The sequence below is a fragment of the Streptomyces sp. NPDC055025 genome (assembly GCF_053608565.1).
This window is the reverse complement of the sequence record NZ_JBSGVS010000030.1, coordinates 45935-62556: the sequence shown is the minus strand read 5'-3', so window position 1 is coordinate 62556 and position 16622 is coordinate 45935. Positions and strand designations below refer to the sequence as shown.

The window sequence follows — 16622 nt, the reverse complement described above, 5'->3', positions numbered from 1 at the left end:
TGGACCCGTTGTCAGACCCCCCGCCTAGACTCGCGGAGGTAATCGGATCTTGCGCGGGAAGGAGTCGGCGGCTGTGGCGCGATTCGTTCATTCCTCGGCGGAACCGGTCATGCCTTCCGTGGTGGCCGTTCCTCCGCTGCCCGGATCTTCCGCGCCCCGCACATCCTCCCCGTCCACGACCGTGACCGCCGGGCTCACGCGCTGTGCGGCCGTCTTCCTGCCCGCGGGACTGCCGCGCGAGGGGCGGGTGGCCTTCTGGGCTCCGGAGGGCGCGCTGCCCGTCGCGGCGGAGCACGACGGCCCGGCGGACAGCACGACGGCGGACGGCGCGGAGGACGGCGCGGAGGAGCTGACCGTCGTACGGAGCCATGGGGACGGAGCCGTCCGCGCGAGTTCCGTTCCCGCCGTGCTGCTGTCCGTCGTGGACGCCGTTCCGCTGCTCGTCCGCGCCCGGCGCGACAAGGCGGCACATCCCGCGGCCGCCTGCTGGGGCGCCGCCGCGCTGCACGCGCTCCAGCTCGCCGCGCGCGGCAGACTGCTGCCCGGTCTGACCGCCTCCGACCACGACGCCTGGCGGGCGGGCCCGCTCGACGCCGACGACATCGCCCAGTTGCGGGCCATCGCGGCGGCCATGCCTCCCGAGGCGCACGCCGTGCCGCTTCCGGGGCCGGGTCCGCTGCGACTGCCCGATCCGGAAGCCCTGGTGCGGGCGTTCCTCGACGCCGTGGCCGACTCCCTGCCCCGTACCCCGGCCGCGGCGTACGCGGCGGGAGCGCCGTTCGCGGCCCGAGCGGCCCAGCATCTGCCGGGTGCGCGCACCTGGGCGGCGGAGGCGGCGGCCGGTATGGACGCGGGGGTGCGGGTCTCGCTGCGGCTGGATCTTTCCGCGTTCGACCTGTTCGATCAGGAGGGCGCCGGCGCGGACACCGGGACGGACCCGGGCTCCGGCCCGGACAGGGGCCCGCGCACGGGTTCCGATTCGGATGTCCCCGCCGTCGCCGGGCAGGACGATGTCGTACGCCGGGCGGGGACCGCGCTCGTCCAGGTCCACAGCCTGGCCGACCCGACCCTGGTCATCGACGCGGCCGGGCTCTGGGCGGGCGCCGGCGACGAGAGCTTCGGTCCGCGCGCCAGGATCGACGCGATGCTCGCCCTCCGCCGTGCCGCGCGCGTATGGACCCCTCTCGCCCGGCTGCTGGAGCGCGATGTCCCGGACGCGCTGGCGGTCTCCGAGGACGAGCTGTACGACCTGCTCGGCCCGGGGGCCGCCCGTCTCGCGGCGGCGGGCGTCGCCCTCCACTGGCCCAGGGAGCTGGCCCGTACGCTCACGGCCGCCGCGGTCGTGCGCCCCGCGCCCGGTTCGGCCACGGACGGCACACCGTTCTTCGACAGCGAGGAACTGCTCAAGTTCAACTGGCAGTTGGCGCTCAACGGCGATCCGCTCACCGAGGCGGAGATGGACGCGCTCGCCGAGTCGCACCGCCCGATCGTGCGGCTGCGGGACCAGTGGGTGGTGGTCGACCCCGCGCTCGTCCGCAAGGCGCGCAAACGGGAGCTGGGGCTGCTGGAGCCGGTCGACGCGCTCGCCGTCGCCCTCACCGGTACCGCCGAGGTGGACGGCGAGACGGTGGACGCCGTGCCGACGGGCGCGCTGGCGGCCCTGCGCGACCGGCTCACCGGGGACCATGGCACCGTTCCCCAGCCGCCGGCCCTCGCCGCCACGCTCCGCGACTACCAGCTGCGCGGTCTCGCCTGGCTGGATCTGATGACCTCGCTCGGCCTCGGCGGCTGCCTGGCGGACGACATGGGCCTCGGCAAGACGGTCACCGTCATCGCGCTGCATCTCCACCGGGCCCGTACGGCCCCCACGCTGGTCGTCTGCCCCGCCTCACTCCTCGGCAACTGGCAGCGCGAGATCACCCGCTTCGCGCCCGGGGTGCCCGTGCACCGCTTCCACGGCGCGGGGCGCACCCTGGACGATGTGGCGGCCGGCTTCGTGCTCACCACCTACGGCACGATGCGCGGCAGTGCCGACGCACTGGCCGCGCACACCTGGGGGATGGTCGTCGCCGACGAGGCCCAGCATGTCAAGAACCCCTTCTCGTCCACCGCCAAGGCGCTGCGTACGATCCCGTCGCCCGCCAGGGTCGCGCTGACCGGCACCCCCGTCGAGAACAATCTCTCCGAGCTGTGGGCGCTGCTCGACTGGACCACGCCCGGTCTGCTCGGCCCGCTCAAGGCGTTCCGGTCGCGCCACGCCAGGATCGTCGAGAACGCGGAGAACGCGAAGAGCGCCGGCGTCAAGGACGTGGAGAACGCGGCGGCGGTGGAGCGTCTGTCCCGGCTCGTACGGCCCTTCCTGCTGCGCAGAAAGAAGTCCGACCCCGGCATCGTGCCCGAGCTGCCGCCCAAGACGGAGAGCGATCACCCCGTCGCCCTCACCCGGGAACAGGCCTCGCTCTACGAAGCGGTCGTCCGCGAGACGATGGCGGCCATCGAGGAGGCGGAGGGCATCGCACGCCGGGGTCTCGTGATGAAGCTGCTCACCGCGCTCAAACAGATCTGCAATCACCCCGCGCAGTATCTGAAGGAGGACCCGGCCCGGCTGACCGGCCGCTCCGGCAAGCTCGCTCTTCTCGACGAGCTGCTGGACACGATCCTCACGGAGGACGGCTCGGTGCTGGTCTTCACCCAGTACGTCTCGATGGCGCGGCTGCTCTCCGCCCATCTCGCCTCCCGGGCCGTACCGTCCCAGCTTCTCCACGGCGGTACTCCCGTGGCGGAGCGCGAGCGCATGGTGGACCGGTTCCAGTCCGGCGAGATCCCGGTCTTCATCCTCTCCCTCAAGGCCGCGGGCACGGGGCTCAATCTCACCAGGGCCGGCCATGTCGTCCACTTCGACCGCTGGTGGAACCCGGCCGTGGAGGAGCAGGCGACGGACCGCGCGTACCGTATCGGCCAGACCCAGCCCGTCCAGGTCCACCGGCTCATCGCGGAGGGCACGGTCGAGGACCGGATCGCGGAGATGCTGATGTCCAAGCGGGCGCTGGCCGACGCGGTCCTCGGCTCGGGCGAGTCGGCCCTGACCGAGCTGACCGACCGTGAACTGGCCGATCTGGTGTCGCTGAGGAGGCTGCCATGACGGCACCCCACGCCTCGGACCCTCCGTATGTCCCGGGCACCCGGCCCACCCCGGACGCGTCGGACACCACCGGTGGGACGCGCGCCTCCGCCTCCAGGACCTCACGCGGCGGACGGGCCGGCGGCAAAGGCCGTGCGGCGCGCGCCCCGCGCCATGACGACCTGCGCCGTACGTTCCCGGCCCTGCCGCCCAGGCCCGGGGCCGCGCGCGACTTCGCCGCGACCTGGTGGGGGAACGCCTGGGTGGAGTCGATGGAGGACACCGCGCTCGACGCGGCACGTCTCCAGCGCGGCCGTGCCTACGCCGGCCGGGGCCTCGTCGACGCGATCACCGTCACCCCCGGGCGGGTCACGGCCTATGTCCACGGGACCAGGCCCCGGCCGTACCGTACGGAGATCCGGCTCCGGGTGCTCGACGAGGCCGACTGGGAGGAGCTCCTCGACGCCGCGGCGGCCCGCCCCGACCACATCGCGGCCCTCCTGGACAAGGAGATGCCCCATGCCCTCGCCGCGTCGGCCGACCTCCTGCCGTCGGCGGGCGATCTCACCCCCGACTGCTCCTGCCCGGACGACGGCTATCCGTGCAAGCACGCCGCCGCTCTCTGCTACCAGACCGCGAGGCTCCTCGACCAGGACCCCTTTGTCCTCTTTCTGATGCGCGGCCGTGGGGAGAGCGAGGTCCTCGCCGATCTGACCCGCCGCAACGCCACCCGTTCCGCCGCCGAGCGGACCTCCGCCGCCCCGGCCATGCCCACGGTCCCGGCCGAAACGGCCCTTCGCCCGCGGCCGCTTCCGGTGCTGCCGCCACCGTTCCCCGTGCCCGTGGTGCCCGGCCGGCCGCCGGTCTATCCGCAGGTGCCCGGCGCGCCCGATCCGCTGGCGCTCGATCTCCTCGCCACCGAGGCGGCGGTCCGCGCGCACACGTTCCTCACCACAGGGCTCGACCCGGTCGGCGCCCTCACCCCCTGGCAGGACGCGGTACGTCTGGCCGCCGCCCATCCCGGGTCCGGGCTCACCGCCTCCTCCCGCGCCCTCTACCGCGATCTGGCCGGGGCCCTGGACCGTACCCCCACCGATCTGGCCCGCGCGGTGGCCGCCTGGCACCAGGGCGGCCTCGCGGGACTGGCCGTGCTGGAAGAGCCCTGGGACCCGCCGGCGGGTCCGTTCGACCGGGCCCGGCCCGCTCTCGCCGCCGCCGACTTCCCGCACTTCCGGCCCTGGCGCAACCAGCTCTCCACCCCGTCCCTGCAACTACGCTTCGGCCGCGACGGCCTCTGGTACGGATACGAGTCGGACCGCGACCGCGAGGACTGGTGGCCGCGCGGCACCCCCGACACGGATCCGGTCGGCGCGCTGACCGCCCTGCTCGGCAGGTGACCGGTAGGCTCGGTTGTCCACAACGATCGGCGGCCGAAGGGGGCCCGGTGGAAGCCGAGTTGGTGACACTGGCGATGGCGGGCGCGACGGCGCTCGTCCAGCAGATGACGACGGACGGCTGGACCCGGGCACGAGTCCGGATGGTCGGATTCTTCGCGGGCCGGGGCCAGGCGTCCCCGGAGTCGATCGAAGCCGAGCTGGACACCGCGCGCGCCGAACTGACCGCGGCCGAGCGGGACGGCGACGAGCAGACGGCCGAGGACCTCCGCGTGGAATGGCGCAACCGGCTGCGCCGCACACTGCGCGCCGACCCCGAGGCCGCCGCCGAACTGCGCGCCCTCGTTGCCGAGTTGACCCCGCCGCTCCCGGCCCAGCAGGTCCGGGACGTATACAACACGATCAGCGGGGGCCAGTACGGCATGGTCATCCAGATCGGCTTGAACGGCCAGGTGCACAACGGCGGACAGGGCTGAGGAGATGACCGGCGGGGGAAACACGTTCGGCGGAGACGCCAGCGCGCATTCGGTCGTCCAGGCGAGGCGGATCGACAGCTTCACCCAGCATGTCCACGTCGGCGCCGACGCTCCGCACCAGGCTCCGGCTCCCGCTCCTGAATGTCAGCTTCCGGTGGAGGAGCAGCCGTTCGAGAACCGGGCTCCGGAGCGGGAACGGGTCGGACGGGAACTGGCCGCGCGCGGTCGGTCGGCCCGTCCCGTACGGCCGCTGACGGTCGTGCTCAGCGGGGTGAGCGGTATCGGCAAGACCGCGCTGGCCGTCCGGCTCGCCCATGAGCTCGAAGAGCACGGCCTGCTCTCCTTCTACGTCGATCTGGACGAATGGCGCACGGCGGGGGCGATCGACCTCACGGCCGTACTGAGGCATCTGCTCGGCTGGCTGACGCCGGCGGAGAGCCAACTGCCCGAGGAGCGCCGGGCACTGGAGAACAGATACCGGGCCAGGACCCGGGACACGCGTCTGGCGCTCGTCCTGGACAACGTGTGGTCCGCCGACGAGATCACCACCCTGCTGCCGGTGTCGGCCGAGTCGGTGGTCCTGGTCGCGAGCCAGGAGCGGCTGTCCGCACTGGAGTCGCGGGGTGCGCTCGGACTCGCGCTGGAGCCGCTGTCGTTCGAGCACGCCTCGGAGGTGCTCCGGCAGATCGTCGGCGGGCAGGCCTTCGGCGGGCAGGCCGTAGGCGGTGTGAGCCCCGGTGGGTCCTCGCAGGCCCTGGCCGCCGTCGCGCGGCTCTGCGCGGGCTTTCCCATCGCCCTGCACACCGCGGGCAAGCTGCTCCGCGCCCATCCCACCAGGCGGATGGAGCGGATCGTGGACGACCTCACCAAGGACCTCCACGAGAAGGGGCTGCCCGTGGTGGAAGCGGTGTGGAACGCGGCGTACGCCGCACTCGACCCGCCGGCGGCCCGGCTCTACCGGCTGATGCCGCACCACCCCGGTTACGACATCACGCTCGACGCCGCCACGGCCCTGCTCGGGACGGGGCTCGACGACGGGGAGGACGGGTTCGACGGACTGACGAACGCGGGACTGCTGGCGCTCTCACCCCGTGCGGGCCGGAGGCGGCTGCACAGCCTGCTCCGTGCCCACGCCGTCCGCTGCGCCGGCCGGCACGGCGATCCGGCCGAGACCGAGGAGGGGCTGCGCCGGCTGCTCGGGTGGTACCGCAGACAGGCGGAGCGGGCCGACCGCGCGATCGGCGCGGACAGAATGCGTATGGCCGAACCGGTCCCGGAGCTTCCGTACGCTCCCGATGTGCCGTTCGCGAGCGCGGCGGAGGCCGGGGCCTGGCTCGACGCGGAGCGCAGGGCGCTGTACGGACTGGTCCGCATCGCGGGCGACCTGGGCGAGGACACGCACGCCTGGTCCCTCTGCGAGCCGCTGTGGAAGCACTACGAGGACCACGGCAACCACGAGGACGCGATTCGCGCGTTCGAGACCGGCCGGGACTGCGCGCAGCGCGACGGTGCGGCCGAGGCGCTGATCCGGATGCGCTGCCAGCTCGCCCAGGCGCTCTGGAAGGCCGGCCGCGCGGAGGACGCGGATACGGAGACACGGCAGGCGGTGCTCTCGGCCGAGTCGGTCGTGCCGGGGGAGAAACCGCACGCCTCGGCTCTGGAGTTCCGGGGCAAGTATCTGGCGTGGCGCGGAGAGCCGGAGCGGGCCGTCGTGTACTTCCAGCGCTCGCGCGATATCCATCTCACGATCGGGAACCCCTACGGCGTACTGCTCCAGACCTTCCTGGTCGGCCGTACGCTGCGTGCCGCGGGGCGGCTGACCGAGGCCGAAGCGGAGCTGGAGACCGCGCGCCGGATGGCGGCGGACCAGAACCGGTCGCGGGTGACCGGTCGTGCCGTTGCCGAACTGGCTCGTACCCACCGCGCACTGGGGCGCACGGCACAGGCTGTCGCCGCGTACGAGGAGGCTCTGGCTCATGAGCGGGCACGGGGGTCCGTCCACGACCAGATCGCGCTGCATGACGAACTCGCCGGGGTGACGGAGGAGTCGGGCGATCCGGAGGCGGCCGGGAGGCACCGTGCCCGCGCCCGTGAACTGCGTGTTCGGCTGGGCATGGAGGCGGAGCCCGAAGACTGAAGGCCTGATGGTGACCGAAGGGCCGATGGAAGTGACCGGAGATGACCGAGGGACCGGCGGTCACAGCTCGGCGTGTATGTCGGCCTCCGTTCCGTACGCCACCAGGGCCCGTACCGGGCGGCCGCCCACCACACACTCAAGGGTCGCGGGCAGAGCCGGATCCGGGTTGGTGTCGAGCCAGCCGTGGACGGCGGAGAGTACGGCCGCGGGGTCGGGCCGTATCAGCGGTTCGCTCCGCTCCGTGTCGGCCGTGATGCGCACCGTCAGGAGCGGAGAGCCGTCGCGTCGCAGTACGCAGCGGTCGTGGGCGAGGACGGCCGCGGCCGTCCGGCAGCCGCGGTACTCAGCCAGAACGCGCGCCGTCCAGCCGCCCGCGGTCCACACCGCGTCGGATCCGTACGGTTCCCGGACGGGCGTCGTCATGGCCCGTGCCCGGCGGAGGATGAGCCCGGCGCTCTCCATCTCATGTGAGGTCGAGACGCCGTCCTCGGCGCTGATGTGCCCGCCGTGCGGACCGCTGTTCAGCGGATGGCGGGCCACGGACACCGTGTCGCCGGACACCTCCACGCGCACCGCGAACGCGGTCGGCCGCTCCTGGCCGGTCCCGGGGACCGGCAGGGGGCGGACCGTGACCGGTCCGGGAGGCGGTTCGAGCCCGAGGAGCCGGTAACAGCGCGTGCGCAGCAGCTCCAGCGAGCGCCCCTGCTCGGCGAAGGCCGCGGCGGCGAGGGCGCTGGTGTCACCCGTACGGTGCGTGGCGACGGCGGCGTCGATCTGCGCGTCGAGCGGCCGGTCCGCCGTCAAACGCGGTACGCGCGCCAGGAGCTCGGCCATGGGGCTGGCCGGAAGCAGTTCCGTACCGCCCGCGTAACAGCCGATCAGGGGCCGGTCCAGGGCCGCGGGATAGAGCGCGGTGGATCCATGGTCGGTCAGCACGCAGTCGGCGGCGGTGAGGAGAGTGGCCCACTCCTCGTACGGCCGCGCCAGTCGCAGCCCGGCGGCCAGCGCGGGCGCGAGCCACTGCCGCAGGGCGAATCCGCCCAGCCGGCTGTGAACATTGGGGTGCAGGACGAGGGCCACCTGATACGAGTCGTAGGGCAGCTCGGCGGTCAGCCGCCCCGGCAGCTCCGGCAGACGCTCGGCCAGTGACTCGGGTCCCCAGGTGGAGACGGCGACCACCAGCCTGCGCCCACCCGTGCCCAGCGCGTCCCGGTACCGCTCCCGGCGGGTACGGGACGCCAGCATCCGGTCCAGCGTCGGATCCCCCACGACGGCCGCCCGCCCGGCGACCGCCGCGGACTGCTGGGCGAGCCGCGCCAACTGGCCGGGGTGCGCGAGGGCATGCAGCGAGGCCAGGGGCGTCCCGTCGCGCAGGAGCTGGCGCGGATGCAGTCCGGAAGCGGAGTCGTCCGTGGACGAACGGGGAAGCCGCTTGTTGAACCCGGCGCCGTGCGGCAGCAGCACAAGCGGTCCCGGCAGCTCGTGGAGCGGCCCGTTGGGACTGGCCGCCACCACGAGATCATGCCCACCGCGTACGGCCTGCGCCCAGGGAACGGTCCGCGCGCCCGCGCCGTCGAGCGCGAGAAGGGCGTCCGTACTGAAGTCGGACCCGGGGACGAGGGTGAAGAGCGGCTGGACACGGTGGTCCCCGGCGAAGACGGGAAGGGTGTCGAGGAGACGATTCAGCGCGGTGGCGGACCGTACGGCATACAGCACGGTCCGCTGTCCGCTGTCCGCTGCCCGCTGCCCGCTGCCCGCTGCCCGCTGCCCGCTGCCCGCTTCAGGGTCTTTGATCCTACTTTGCTTGGGGTTTCCGGGTATGCCGTTCTCCCGGATCTGCGCGGGTTGTTCCGGGCGGTGTGACGGCACGGCGAGAGATTACCGGGGTACCGGGGTCCGGCCGGGCGGTGGCCGGGGCGGACGCGCGGTGTCCCCGCGCCTGTCGCGGCAAGGGGATCGCCCCGGGAGGGAACCCTTCGCCGCGACAGGCCTCATCCACGGACCAGCTCCATGGATGGGCGAGATCAAGGCCGTGTGGAGGATCAGGCCGTGTGGAGAGTCAGGCCGTAGCGGCCCAGGATTTCGTTGACCGGCTGGTACCAGGTCTCGCCGCCACTGCTGCAGTTGCCCCAGCCGCCCGAGGTGACGCCCTGGGCCTGGTCGCCGCTGATGAAGGAGCCGCCCGAGTCGCCGCCCTCGGCGCAGACGCTCGTCTTGGTCATCTGGTGGACGGCGCCCTGGCTGTAGTTGACCGTCTCGTTCTTGGCCAGGACATTGCCGCAGCGCCAGTGGGTCGTGGAGCCGGAGCGGCAGATCGAGGCGCCGATGGGGGCCTCGTTGGAGCCGCGGACGAGCTGGTCGGAGACGCTGCCCCAGCCGAGGACCACGGGGACGGTCCACCAGCCGCTGCCGACGTTCACCCACGCGTAGTCGTTGTCGGGGAAGGACGATCCCTGGAAGTTGCCGATGTACGAGCCGTCCCAGCCGCTCACCCCGGCACCGGCCCGGCCGCAGTGGCCGGCCGTGACGAAGCCGCCGTAGACGGAGAAGCCGATGGAACAGCGGACGTTGCCCGTGTAGTACGGGTCACCGCCGACCGTGCCCGCGGCGAAGGTCTGCGGGGCCGTGGCGGTCTCCTCGACCGTGACGGGACCGGCCTGCCGGGCGCGGGCGAGGAAGCCCTGGACATCGTTGTCGTTCTTCTGCGCGGCGACGACGTTCACGACGACCTTGTTGGCCTTGGGGTCGACGTGCCAGCTCGCGACACCGGCCGGCGCGGAGAGCGCGTCGATCTTCGCCTTCGCCGCGTCGAGCTGCTGTGCGCTGTGCTCGACCAGCCGTACGGTCGCGCCGGCCGCCCGTACGGCGTCGGCCTTCCCGGCGGTGGTGACGGCGACGGTCAGCGTGCCGCTGTCCGCGCTGAACCAGGAACCGCCGTACGCCGCTCCCGCCGCGCGCCGCGCCTTTCCGTCGACGGCCGTCGCGGTCTTCTCCGCCGCGAGACGCGCCTCGGCCTGGCCCTTCGTCAGGCCCAGGTCCTTCTGCATCGCGGAGAGCAGACCCGCGGAGGCCGGTGCTTCGGAGGTGGGAGAGGGGGCGGCCGTCGCGGGAACGAGGCCGGCGGTGGCCCAGGCTCCGATGACGAGGAGTGCGGACAGGCCGGTACGTATCACTGTCGTGCGTCTCAAGGGATTGGCCCTTCTGGTTGTTCCAGCTTCGTGGGGGTGGAACGTGGAACAGCGGCCGGCTGAGAGCGCTCTCAGCCCATGCCAGCGGGAGCGTATCCGAGGATCATGGGCAGGTCCATGCCAATGGCCAACCCGGGCCGCCCCCTGCCCGGTTGGGGTTCTGGGCTGTCCGTTCGGGGTGGCGTCCCGGCGGTTCCGGCGTCCGGCGGGTCCTCACTGGCTCCCCGGACGCCCCGGCCTCCTGCCCCGGCTTCTCGCTCCCCGGATGCCCCGCTCTTCCGGTGTCGTTTATTCGTTCGAACGGGGCTGGTCGACCCTGCTAACTTCCCTGACGTGGCAACGAAACTCAATCAGATCATCGCGGTGGAGAAGGGCGTCAAGTCCAAGGCGCACCAGGACCTGACGGCGGCTCATCACGGCCTCCAGAAGCCGGCCCTGCTCGCCGGTATCTCCCGTACGTATCAGCCGAAGGACGAGGAGGGTGAGCAGCTTCCGCCCGAGTCCACCCGTGTCCAGGTCAAGGCCGAGGACGTGCTGCGCGAGACCGCGAAGACCCTGACGCGGCTGTTCGATGTGACCGCCACCAAGGACTGGGCGAACTGCACCGCGCGCGCCGACATCACCGTCGACGGACGGGCGCTGGTGAGCCAGGCGCCGGTGTCGTATCTGCTCTTCCTGGAGAAGCAGCTCACCGACCTCAACACCTTCGTGCGCAAGCTGCCGGTGCTGGACGCCTCGGAGTCCTGGAGCCAGGACCCGTCGACGGACGCGTGGAAGACCGAGGCGGTACGGACCGTCCGTACGAAGAAGGTCCCGCGCAACCATGTGAAGGCCGAGGCGACCGAGAAGCACCCGGCGCAGGTCGAGGTGTACTACGAGGACATACCGGTCGGTTACTGGACCACGGTGAAGTTCAGCGGCGCGCTGCCCGCCCGACGGGTGAACGAACTGCTCGACCGGGTCGAGAAGCTCCAGCAGGCCGTGAAGTTCGCCCGTGAGGAGGCGAACGGCGCGGATGTCACCGATCAGCCGGTAGGCGACGCGGTGTTCGGCTACCTGTTCGGGTAGCCTCATATACTCCCCGGCTGCCCGCTTGTGCGGCCGGGGTGCGCGAGGAGCGCAAGCTGAAACTGAGGCTTGTCGTGACTGCGCGGTTCCAGTGGAGGTTCGAGTCCTCCCCGCGGCACATCCGCACAAGGGTGACGGGCCGCGGTAGCCCAACTGGCAGAGGCAGACCGCGATCAATCTCAGACTATTGCTCCAGACTCAGCATTGGCCGCCGATCGCCGGATCGATCGGGCCCAGGCCCTGGGACGTCGAAGTGCCGGTTCAAGTCCGGCCCGCGCAGCTCGATGCGCGGTGGTCCAATGGCAGGACGCGGCGACATGACGACTGACCTGGGTCCTCAAGTGTGCCGGCGTGCGACATGGGTGGCATCACAGGGCTCGGGGGCCGGCTACGCCCCCGGGTCCGCTCCTCCTCCCGCTCCTCCGGGCCCCCTGCCCAGCTCCTCCGAGTCCCCGCCCTGCCCTTCCGGGCCTTCGCTCCGCTCTTCCGGCGGCCGCCGTCATTGGCGGTACCCGCTCAGAAAGCGGCCGATACGGCTGATCGCCGCGTCGAGGTCGTCCGCGTACGGCAGGGTCAGAATCCTGAAGTGGTCCGTGCGCGGCCAGTTGAAGCCCGTCCCCTGGACGACCTGGATCTTCTCGCGGAGCAGCAGGTCCAGTACGAATCGCTCGTCGTCGTGGATCTTGTGCACCTTCGGGTCGAGCCGGGGGAAGGCGTACAGCGCGCCCTTCGGCTTGACGCAGGAGACCCCCGGAATCTCGTTCAGCTTCTCCCAGGCGCGGTTGCGCTGCTCATGGAGCCGGCCGCCCGGAGCCGTCAGCTCCCGGATCGACTGCCGGCCGCCGAGCGCCGCCTGAATGGCGTACTGCGCGGGCGCGTTGGGGCACAGGCGCATCGACGCGAGCATCGTGAGCCCCTCCAGATAGCTGCGCGCGTGCTGCTTGGGTCCGCTGACCACGAGCCAGCCGGAACGGAAACCCGCCACCCGGTAGGTCTTCGAGAGCCCGCTGAAGGTGAGGACGACCAGATCGGGAGCGAGGGCCGCGGCGGTGTGGTGGACCGCGTCGTCATAGACGATCTGATCGTAGATCTCATCCGCGAACACCATCAGCTGATGACGGCGGGCGAGATCGAGCATCCCCTCCACCACCACACGTGGATAGACCGCCCCCGTGGGATTGTTGGGGTTGATGATCACGACGGCCCTGGTGCGGTCGGTGATCTTCGCGGCCAGATCGTCGAGGTCCGGATACCAGTCCGCGGACTCGTCGCAGAGGTAGTGCACCGGACGGCCGCCGGCGAGGGTCGTGACGGCCGTCCAGAGCGGGAAGTCGGGTGCGGGGATGAGGACTTCGTCACCGTCCTCCAGCAGCGCCTGGACGGCCATCGAGACCAGCTCGGAGACTCCGTTCCCCAGGAAGATGTCGTCGACGGTGACATCCGGCAGGCCCAGCGTCTGATACCGCTGGGCGACGGCGCGGCGCGCGGAGAGGATGCCGCGCGAGTCCGTGTACCCATGTGCCTGGGGGAGCATCCGGATCATGTCCTGGAGGATCTCCTCCGGCGCCTCGAACCCGAAGAGCGCGGGATTGCCGGTGTTGAGGCGCAGGACGCTGTGGCCCGCCTCCTCCAGTGCGTCGGCGTGCTCGATCACCGGGCCGCGGATCTCGTAGCAGACCTCGCTCAGTTTGCTCGACTGCCGGAATTCCATGCGGTGGCCTCCCAGACCTTGTTGCGATACTTGGTTTTACCAAGTGTGAGCTTGGAAAGTCCAACAACATGTCTAGACTGCGCCACATGTCACGTCGCCGAAGTTACGACCAGTACTGCGCCGCCGCCCGTGCCCTCGACGCCGTGGGCGACCGCTGGACCCTGCTGATCGTCCGTGAACTCCTCGCGGGGCCCCGCCGTTACACCGATCTGCACGCCGATCTGCCCGGCGTCAGCACGGATGTGCTCGCGTCCCGGCTCAAGGACATGGAGCGCGACGAACTGGCCACGCGCCGCAGACTGCCGCCGCCGGCCGCCGCGTATGTGTATGAACTCACCGAGCGGGGGCGGGGGCTGCTGCCGGTCCTCACGGCCCTGGCGGAGTGGGGCGCTCCGGTGCTGGCGGAGCGCAGGCCCACCGACGCCGTTCGGGCGCACTGGTTCGCGGTGCCGCTGCTGCCGGTGCTGGACGGTCTGCCGGGGCCCGGTGGCGCGGACGGGTACGGACATGAGGGCGTGGTGGAAGTCCGGCTGGACGAAGGGGCGTTCCATGTGCGGCTCGGCGCGGGCGATCCGGTGTACGGCGACGGCCCCGCGGAGAGCCCCGACGCCCGTCTCGTCCTCGACGCCGACACCTGCCGCGCGTTGAGCGGAGGCGAGCTGACGGTCGGGGACGGAGTGCGGGAGGGGCGTATCGAGGTGTCGGGGGAGGGGGTGCTGGCCACGGTGCTGCGTGGGGAGTGGCGAGGAATGGAGTGACGAGGAGTAAGGAATACCCGAAACATCAAACACCGCATATATCAATTTTGATGAGTTATTAACATCTTTCTCAATGTATTGAGAGAAAATGGAGTTCGATGACCATATCTGTCACCCGGTGTCATACTTGATGGTGTCCGTGTCCCCTGGCGGTTCGAGGGTGAGATGAGTGGCCATGATTCGGCCGGACGCCGAGCGCGAGGAAGAGTCCGTCCGATCGAATGTCTTCGTGGACGAGACGTCCACCGCGAGGGTCGCTGTCGACGCCCGGGGCATGGTGACGCAGTGGAATGAGGGAGCCCGCAGACTGCTGGGGTACGCGTCCGCGGAGGTCGTGGGACGTCCCGTGGCCGGGCTGTTCGCCGGCGCGGAGACCGCCGAATCGGCCGCCAGGGCGGCGGAGGAGGCGCGGCGGAGCCCGGAGACGCTGGGCAGATGGAGCGGTACGGTCACGCTGCTGCACCGGGACGGCGGGCAGGTGGATGTGCCGCTGCTGGCGCACCTCCGCTCCTCGCACTCCGACGAAGGCCGGACCGACGAAGGCCGGACCGACGAAAGCCGGACCGACGAGAGCCGAACCGACGACGTCGAGTGGCTCCTCGTCTCCCCTCTTTCCCGTCCCGAGCCGTGCGCCCAGGACGGGGAACTGATCGAGGAGTACTTCGTCCAGTCCCCGTGCAAAATGGCGGTCTACGACACCCATCTGCGGTTGCGGTGCGCGAACGGCGACATGGAGCGTCTGCTGGGCCTGGTGGAGAGCGACATGCGCGGGCTGCGGCTGCCGGAGATCGTGCCCAGCCTGGAGGCCGAGAACACCGAGTGTTATATGCGGCTGGCGCTGGAGACCGGCGTACCGCGGCAGCTCGCGTTCTCCCTGCGCATGGCCGGCCATGAGCACGAACTCGCCTGGTCGCTCTCCATCTCGCCCCTGCGGGACCGCGAGGATGACGTGCGAGGTGTGATGGTGGCGATACACGACGTGACAGAGCAGTACACGGCCCGCCAGCGCCTGCTTCTGGTCAACGAGGCCAGCGTTCATATCGGCAGCACCCTCGACATCGGGCGCACGGCGCGGGAGCTCGCCGATGTGGCCGTCCCTGTCCTGGCCGATTTCGTGACCGTCGATCTGATTCCCACGGTCAGCGACGGCGGCGAGCCGCCGGCCGGACCGTTGAACGGCCGGGTCACACTGCGCCGGGCCGCGTGCAGTTCGATCTTCGAGGGTGTCCCCGAGTCCGTGGTCCCGGTGGGGGAGACGGATGTCTACTCCGACTACTCGCCCGCCGCCGAGAGCCTGCTCACCGCGCGTGGGGTCGTGAGCGAGATGACGGGGCCCGCCACCAACCCCTGGGAGATCCAGGCACCCGAGCGGGCCGCCAAGGCGCGCGAGTTCGGCTTCCACTCGATGATGTCCGTACCCCTGCGCGCCCGCGGGACCACCCTCGGCGTGGCGACCTTCACCCGGCACCGGCGCCCCGAGTCCTTCGAGCAGGAGGATCTGCTCCTCGCCGAGGAGATCACGGCCAGGGCCGCCGTCTGTATCGACAACGCCCGCCGCTTCACCCACGAACGCGAAACGGCACTGACCCTCCAGCGCAGTCTGCTGCCCAGGAAGCTGCCCGAGAACGCGGCGGCCGAGGTCGCCTTCCGCTATCTCCCCGCCGACACCAGGGCCGGGGTGGGAGGCGACTGGTTCGATGTGATCCCGCTGTCCAGCTCACGGGTCGCCCTGGTCGTGGGCGATGTCGTCGGCCACGGCCTCCAGGCGTCGGCCACGATGGGCCGGCTGCGGACGGCGGTGCGCACGCTGGCCGATGTCGATCTGCCTCCCGACGAACTGCTCACCCATCTCGACGACCTCGTCAACCATCTCGCCGCCGAAGCGGCGAGCGGCCAGGGTGTGGCCACCACGGCCGAGTCCTCCGGGGACGTCGGTGCCACCTGTCTGTACGCGGTCTACGACCCGGTCTCCCGGCACTGCTCGCTGGCCCGTGCCGGACACCCCCAGCCCGCAGTGGTCAGTCCCGACGGAGCCGTCGAATACCTCGACCTGCCGGCGGGCCCGCCGCTCGGGCTGGGCAATCTGCCCTTCGAGAGCGTCGAGGTGGACCTGGCGGAGGGCAGCATCCTCGCCCTCTACACCAACGGTCTGATCGAGAGCCGTGAGCGCGGTATCGACGACACGCTGGACGCGCTGCGCGAGGCGCTGTCCCAGCCCACCGCGCCTCTGGAGGAGATCTGCGACGGTGTGCTCAAGGCGCTGCTCCCGCCCCACCCCGCCGACGATGTCGCGCTGCTCCTCGCCCGTACGCACGCGCTCGACGCGAATCAGGTGGTCACCTGGGAGCTGACCACCGACCCCACCGTGGTGAGCCGGGCACGGAGCGAGGTCTCCGCCCAACTCGCCGAGTGGGGGCTCGACGAGGCCGTCTTCACCACGGAACTGGTGGTCAGCGAACTCGTCACCAACGCCATCCGGTACGCCGAGGCGCCCATCCAGCTCCGGCTGATCCATGACCGCAGCCTGATCTGCGAGGTCTCCGACGGCAGCAACACGGCGCCCCATCTGCGCCGGGCCCGCGTCTTCGACGAGGGAGGCCGCGGGCTGCTGCTGGTGGCCCAGCTCACCCAGAGCTGGGGTACCCGCCAGGGCGTCGGCGGCAAGACCATCTGGGCCGAGCAGAGCCTTCCGGTCATGGCTCTGTGACCTGCCTGTGAGGCGGTCTCCGAGCCGCCTTTCGCGTGCCTGAACGCCTGAACGATGATGAA

At 71.3% G+C, this 16622-nt stretch carries 10 protein-coding genes; 7 read left to right on the top strand and 3 right to left on the bottom strand.

Annotated features, from left to right (window positions below; all coding sequences use genetic code 11):
• Window positions 1–109 precede the first annotated feature (109 nt).
• Genes ACWGDX_RS19825 through ACWGDX_RS19810 form a run of 4 tightly spaced genes read left to right on the top strand, consistent with a single transcriptional unit; the run spans window position 110 to window position 7128 of the window.
• Entirely contained in the window at window positions 110–3142 is a 3033-nt protein-coding gene (locus tag ACWGDX_RS19825) for a DEAD/DEAH box helicase (RefSeq protein ID WP_453627228.1), read from the top strand.
• A complete protein-coding gene (locus ACWGDX_RS19820) occupies window positions 3139–4518 on the top strand; it encodes an SWIM zinc finger family protein (protein WP_453627227.1) in 1380 nt (459 codons plus the stop codon). Before ACWGDX_RS19825 ends, ACWGDX_RS19820 begins: the two co-directional genes overlap by 4 nt.
• Window positions 4519–4565: 47 nt before the next feature.
• Window positions 4566–4991, top strand: coding sequence for a hypothetical protein (locus ACWGDX_RS19815; protein ID WP_453627225.1), 426 nt, complete (start codon window positions 4566–4568; stop codon window positions 4989–4991).
• A gap of 4 nt (window positions 4992–4995) precedes the next feature.
• Window positions 4996–7128, top strand: a complete 2133-nt coding sequence (locus ACWGDX_RS19810; protein ID WP_453627223.1) for an NB-ARC domain-containing protein — start codon at window positions 4996–4998, stop codon at window positions 7126–7128.
• 60 nt (window positions 7129–7188) lie between these two features.
• Here ACWGDX_RS19810 and ACWGDX_RS19805 read toward each other — a convergent pair whose 3' ends face one another.
• Window positions 7189–8844: a translation initiation factor 2 gene (locus ACWGDX_RS19805; protein ID WP_453627221.1), complete on the bottom strand. Its 1656-nt coding sequence runs from the start codon at window positions 8842–8844 to the stop codon at window positions 7189–7191.
• A gap of 326 nt (window positions 8845–9170) precedes the next feature.
• The gene (locus ACWGDX_RS19800) at window positions 9171–10301 is read right to left on the bottom strand and encodes a S1 family peptidase (RefSeq protein WP_453627279.1); all 1131 of its coding nucleotides are present in this window, start codon (window positions 10299–10301) and stop codon (window positions 9171–9173) included.
• Between the two features lie 348 nt (window positions 10302–10649).
• Between ACWGDX_RS19800 and ACWGDX_RS19795 the strand changes: the two genes are divergently transcribed.
• Complete coding sequence (locus ACWGDX_RS19795; RefSeq protein ID WP_453627219.1) at window positions 10650–11384, top strand: DUF7873 family protein; 735 nt, start codon at window positions 10650–10652, stop codon at window positions 11382–11384.
• Between the two features lie 499 nt (window positions 11385–11883).
• On the opposite strand, the gene ACWGDX_RS19790 is transcribed toward ACWGDX_RS19795, so the two are convergent.
• A complete protein-coding gene (locus tag ACWGDX_RS19790) occupies window positions 11884–13095 on the bottom strand; it encodes a pyridoxal phosphate-dependent aminotransferase (protein WP_453627217.1) in 1212 nt (403 codons plus the stop codon).
• A gap of 86 nt (window positions 13096–13181) precedes the next feature.
• On the opposite strand from ACWGDX_RS19790, the gene ACWGDX_RS19785 reads away from it, so the two are divergent.
• Together ACWGDX_RS19785 and ACWGDX_RS19780 are read left to right on the top strand one after the other, a co-directional pair.
• Window positions 13182–13853: a winged helix-turn-helix transcriptional regulator gene (locus tag ACWGDX_RS19785; protein WP_453627215.1), complete on the top strand. Its 672-nt coding sequence runs from the start codon at window positions 13182–13184 to the stop codon at window positions 13851–13853.
• Window positions 13854–14028: 175 nt separating this feature from the next.
• Window positions 14029–16560, top strand: coding sequence for a SpoIIE family protein phosphatase (locus ACWGDX_RS19780; protein ID WP_453627213.1), 2532 nt, complete (start codon window positions 14029–14031; stop codon window positions 16558–16560).
• Window positions 16561–16622: the final 62 nt, after the last annotated feature.

What these genes read in the sequence shown, in the direction of transcription:
- ACWGDX_RS19810 (WP_453627223.1), top strand. Translation starts at nt 4,996, where the DNA reads ATGACCGGCGGGGGAAACACGTTCGGCGGAGACGCCAGCGCGCATTCG.
- ACWGDX_RS19785 (WP_453627215.1), top strand. Translation starts at nt 13,182, where the DNA reads ATGTCACGTCGCCGAAGTTACGACCAGTACTGCGCCGCCGCCCGTGCC.
- ACWGDX_RS19825 (WP_453627228.1), top strand. Translation starts at nt 110, where the DNA reads ATGCCTTCCGTGGTGGCCGTTCCTCCGCTGCCCGGATCTTCCGCGCCC.
- ACWGDX_RS19780 (WP_453627213.1), top strand. Translation starts at nt 14,029, where the DNA reads ATGATTCGGCCGGACGCCGAGCGCGAGGAAGAGTCCGTCCGATCGAAT.
- ACWGDX_RS19820 (WP_453627227.1), top strand. Translation starts at nt 3,139, where the DNA reads ATGACGGCACCCCACGCCTCGGACCCTCCGTATGTCCCGGGCACCCGG.
- ACWGDX_RS19790 (WP_453627217.1), bottom strand. Translation starts at nt 13,095, where the DNA reads ATGGAATTCCGGCAGTCGAGCAAACTGAGCGAGGTCTGCTACGAGATC.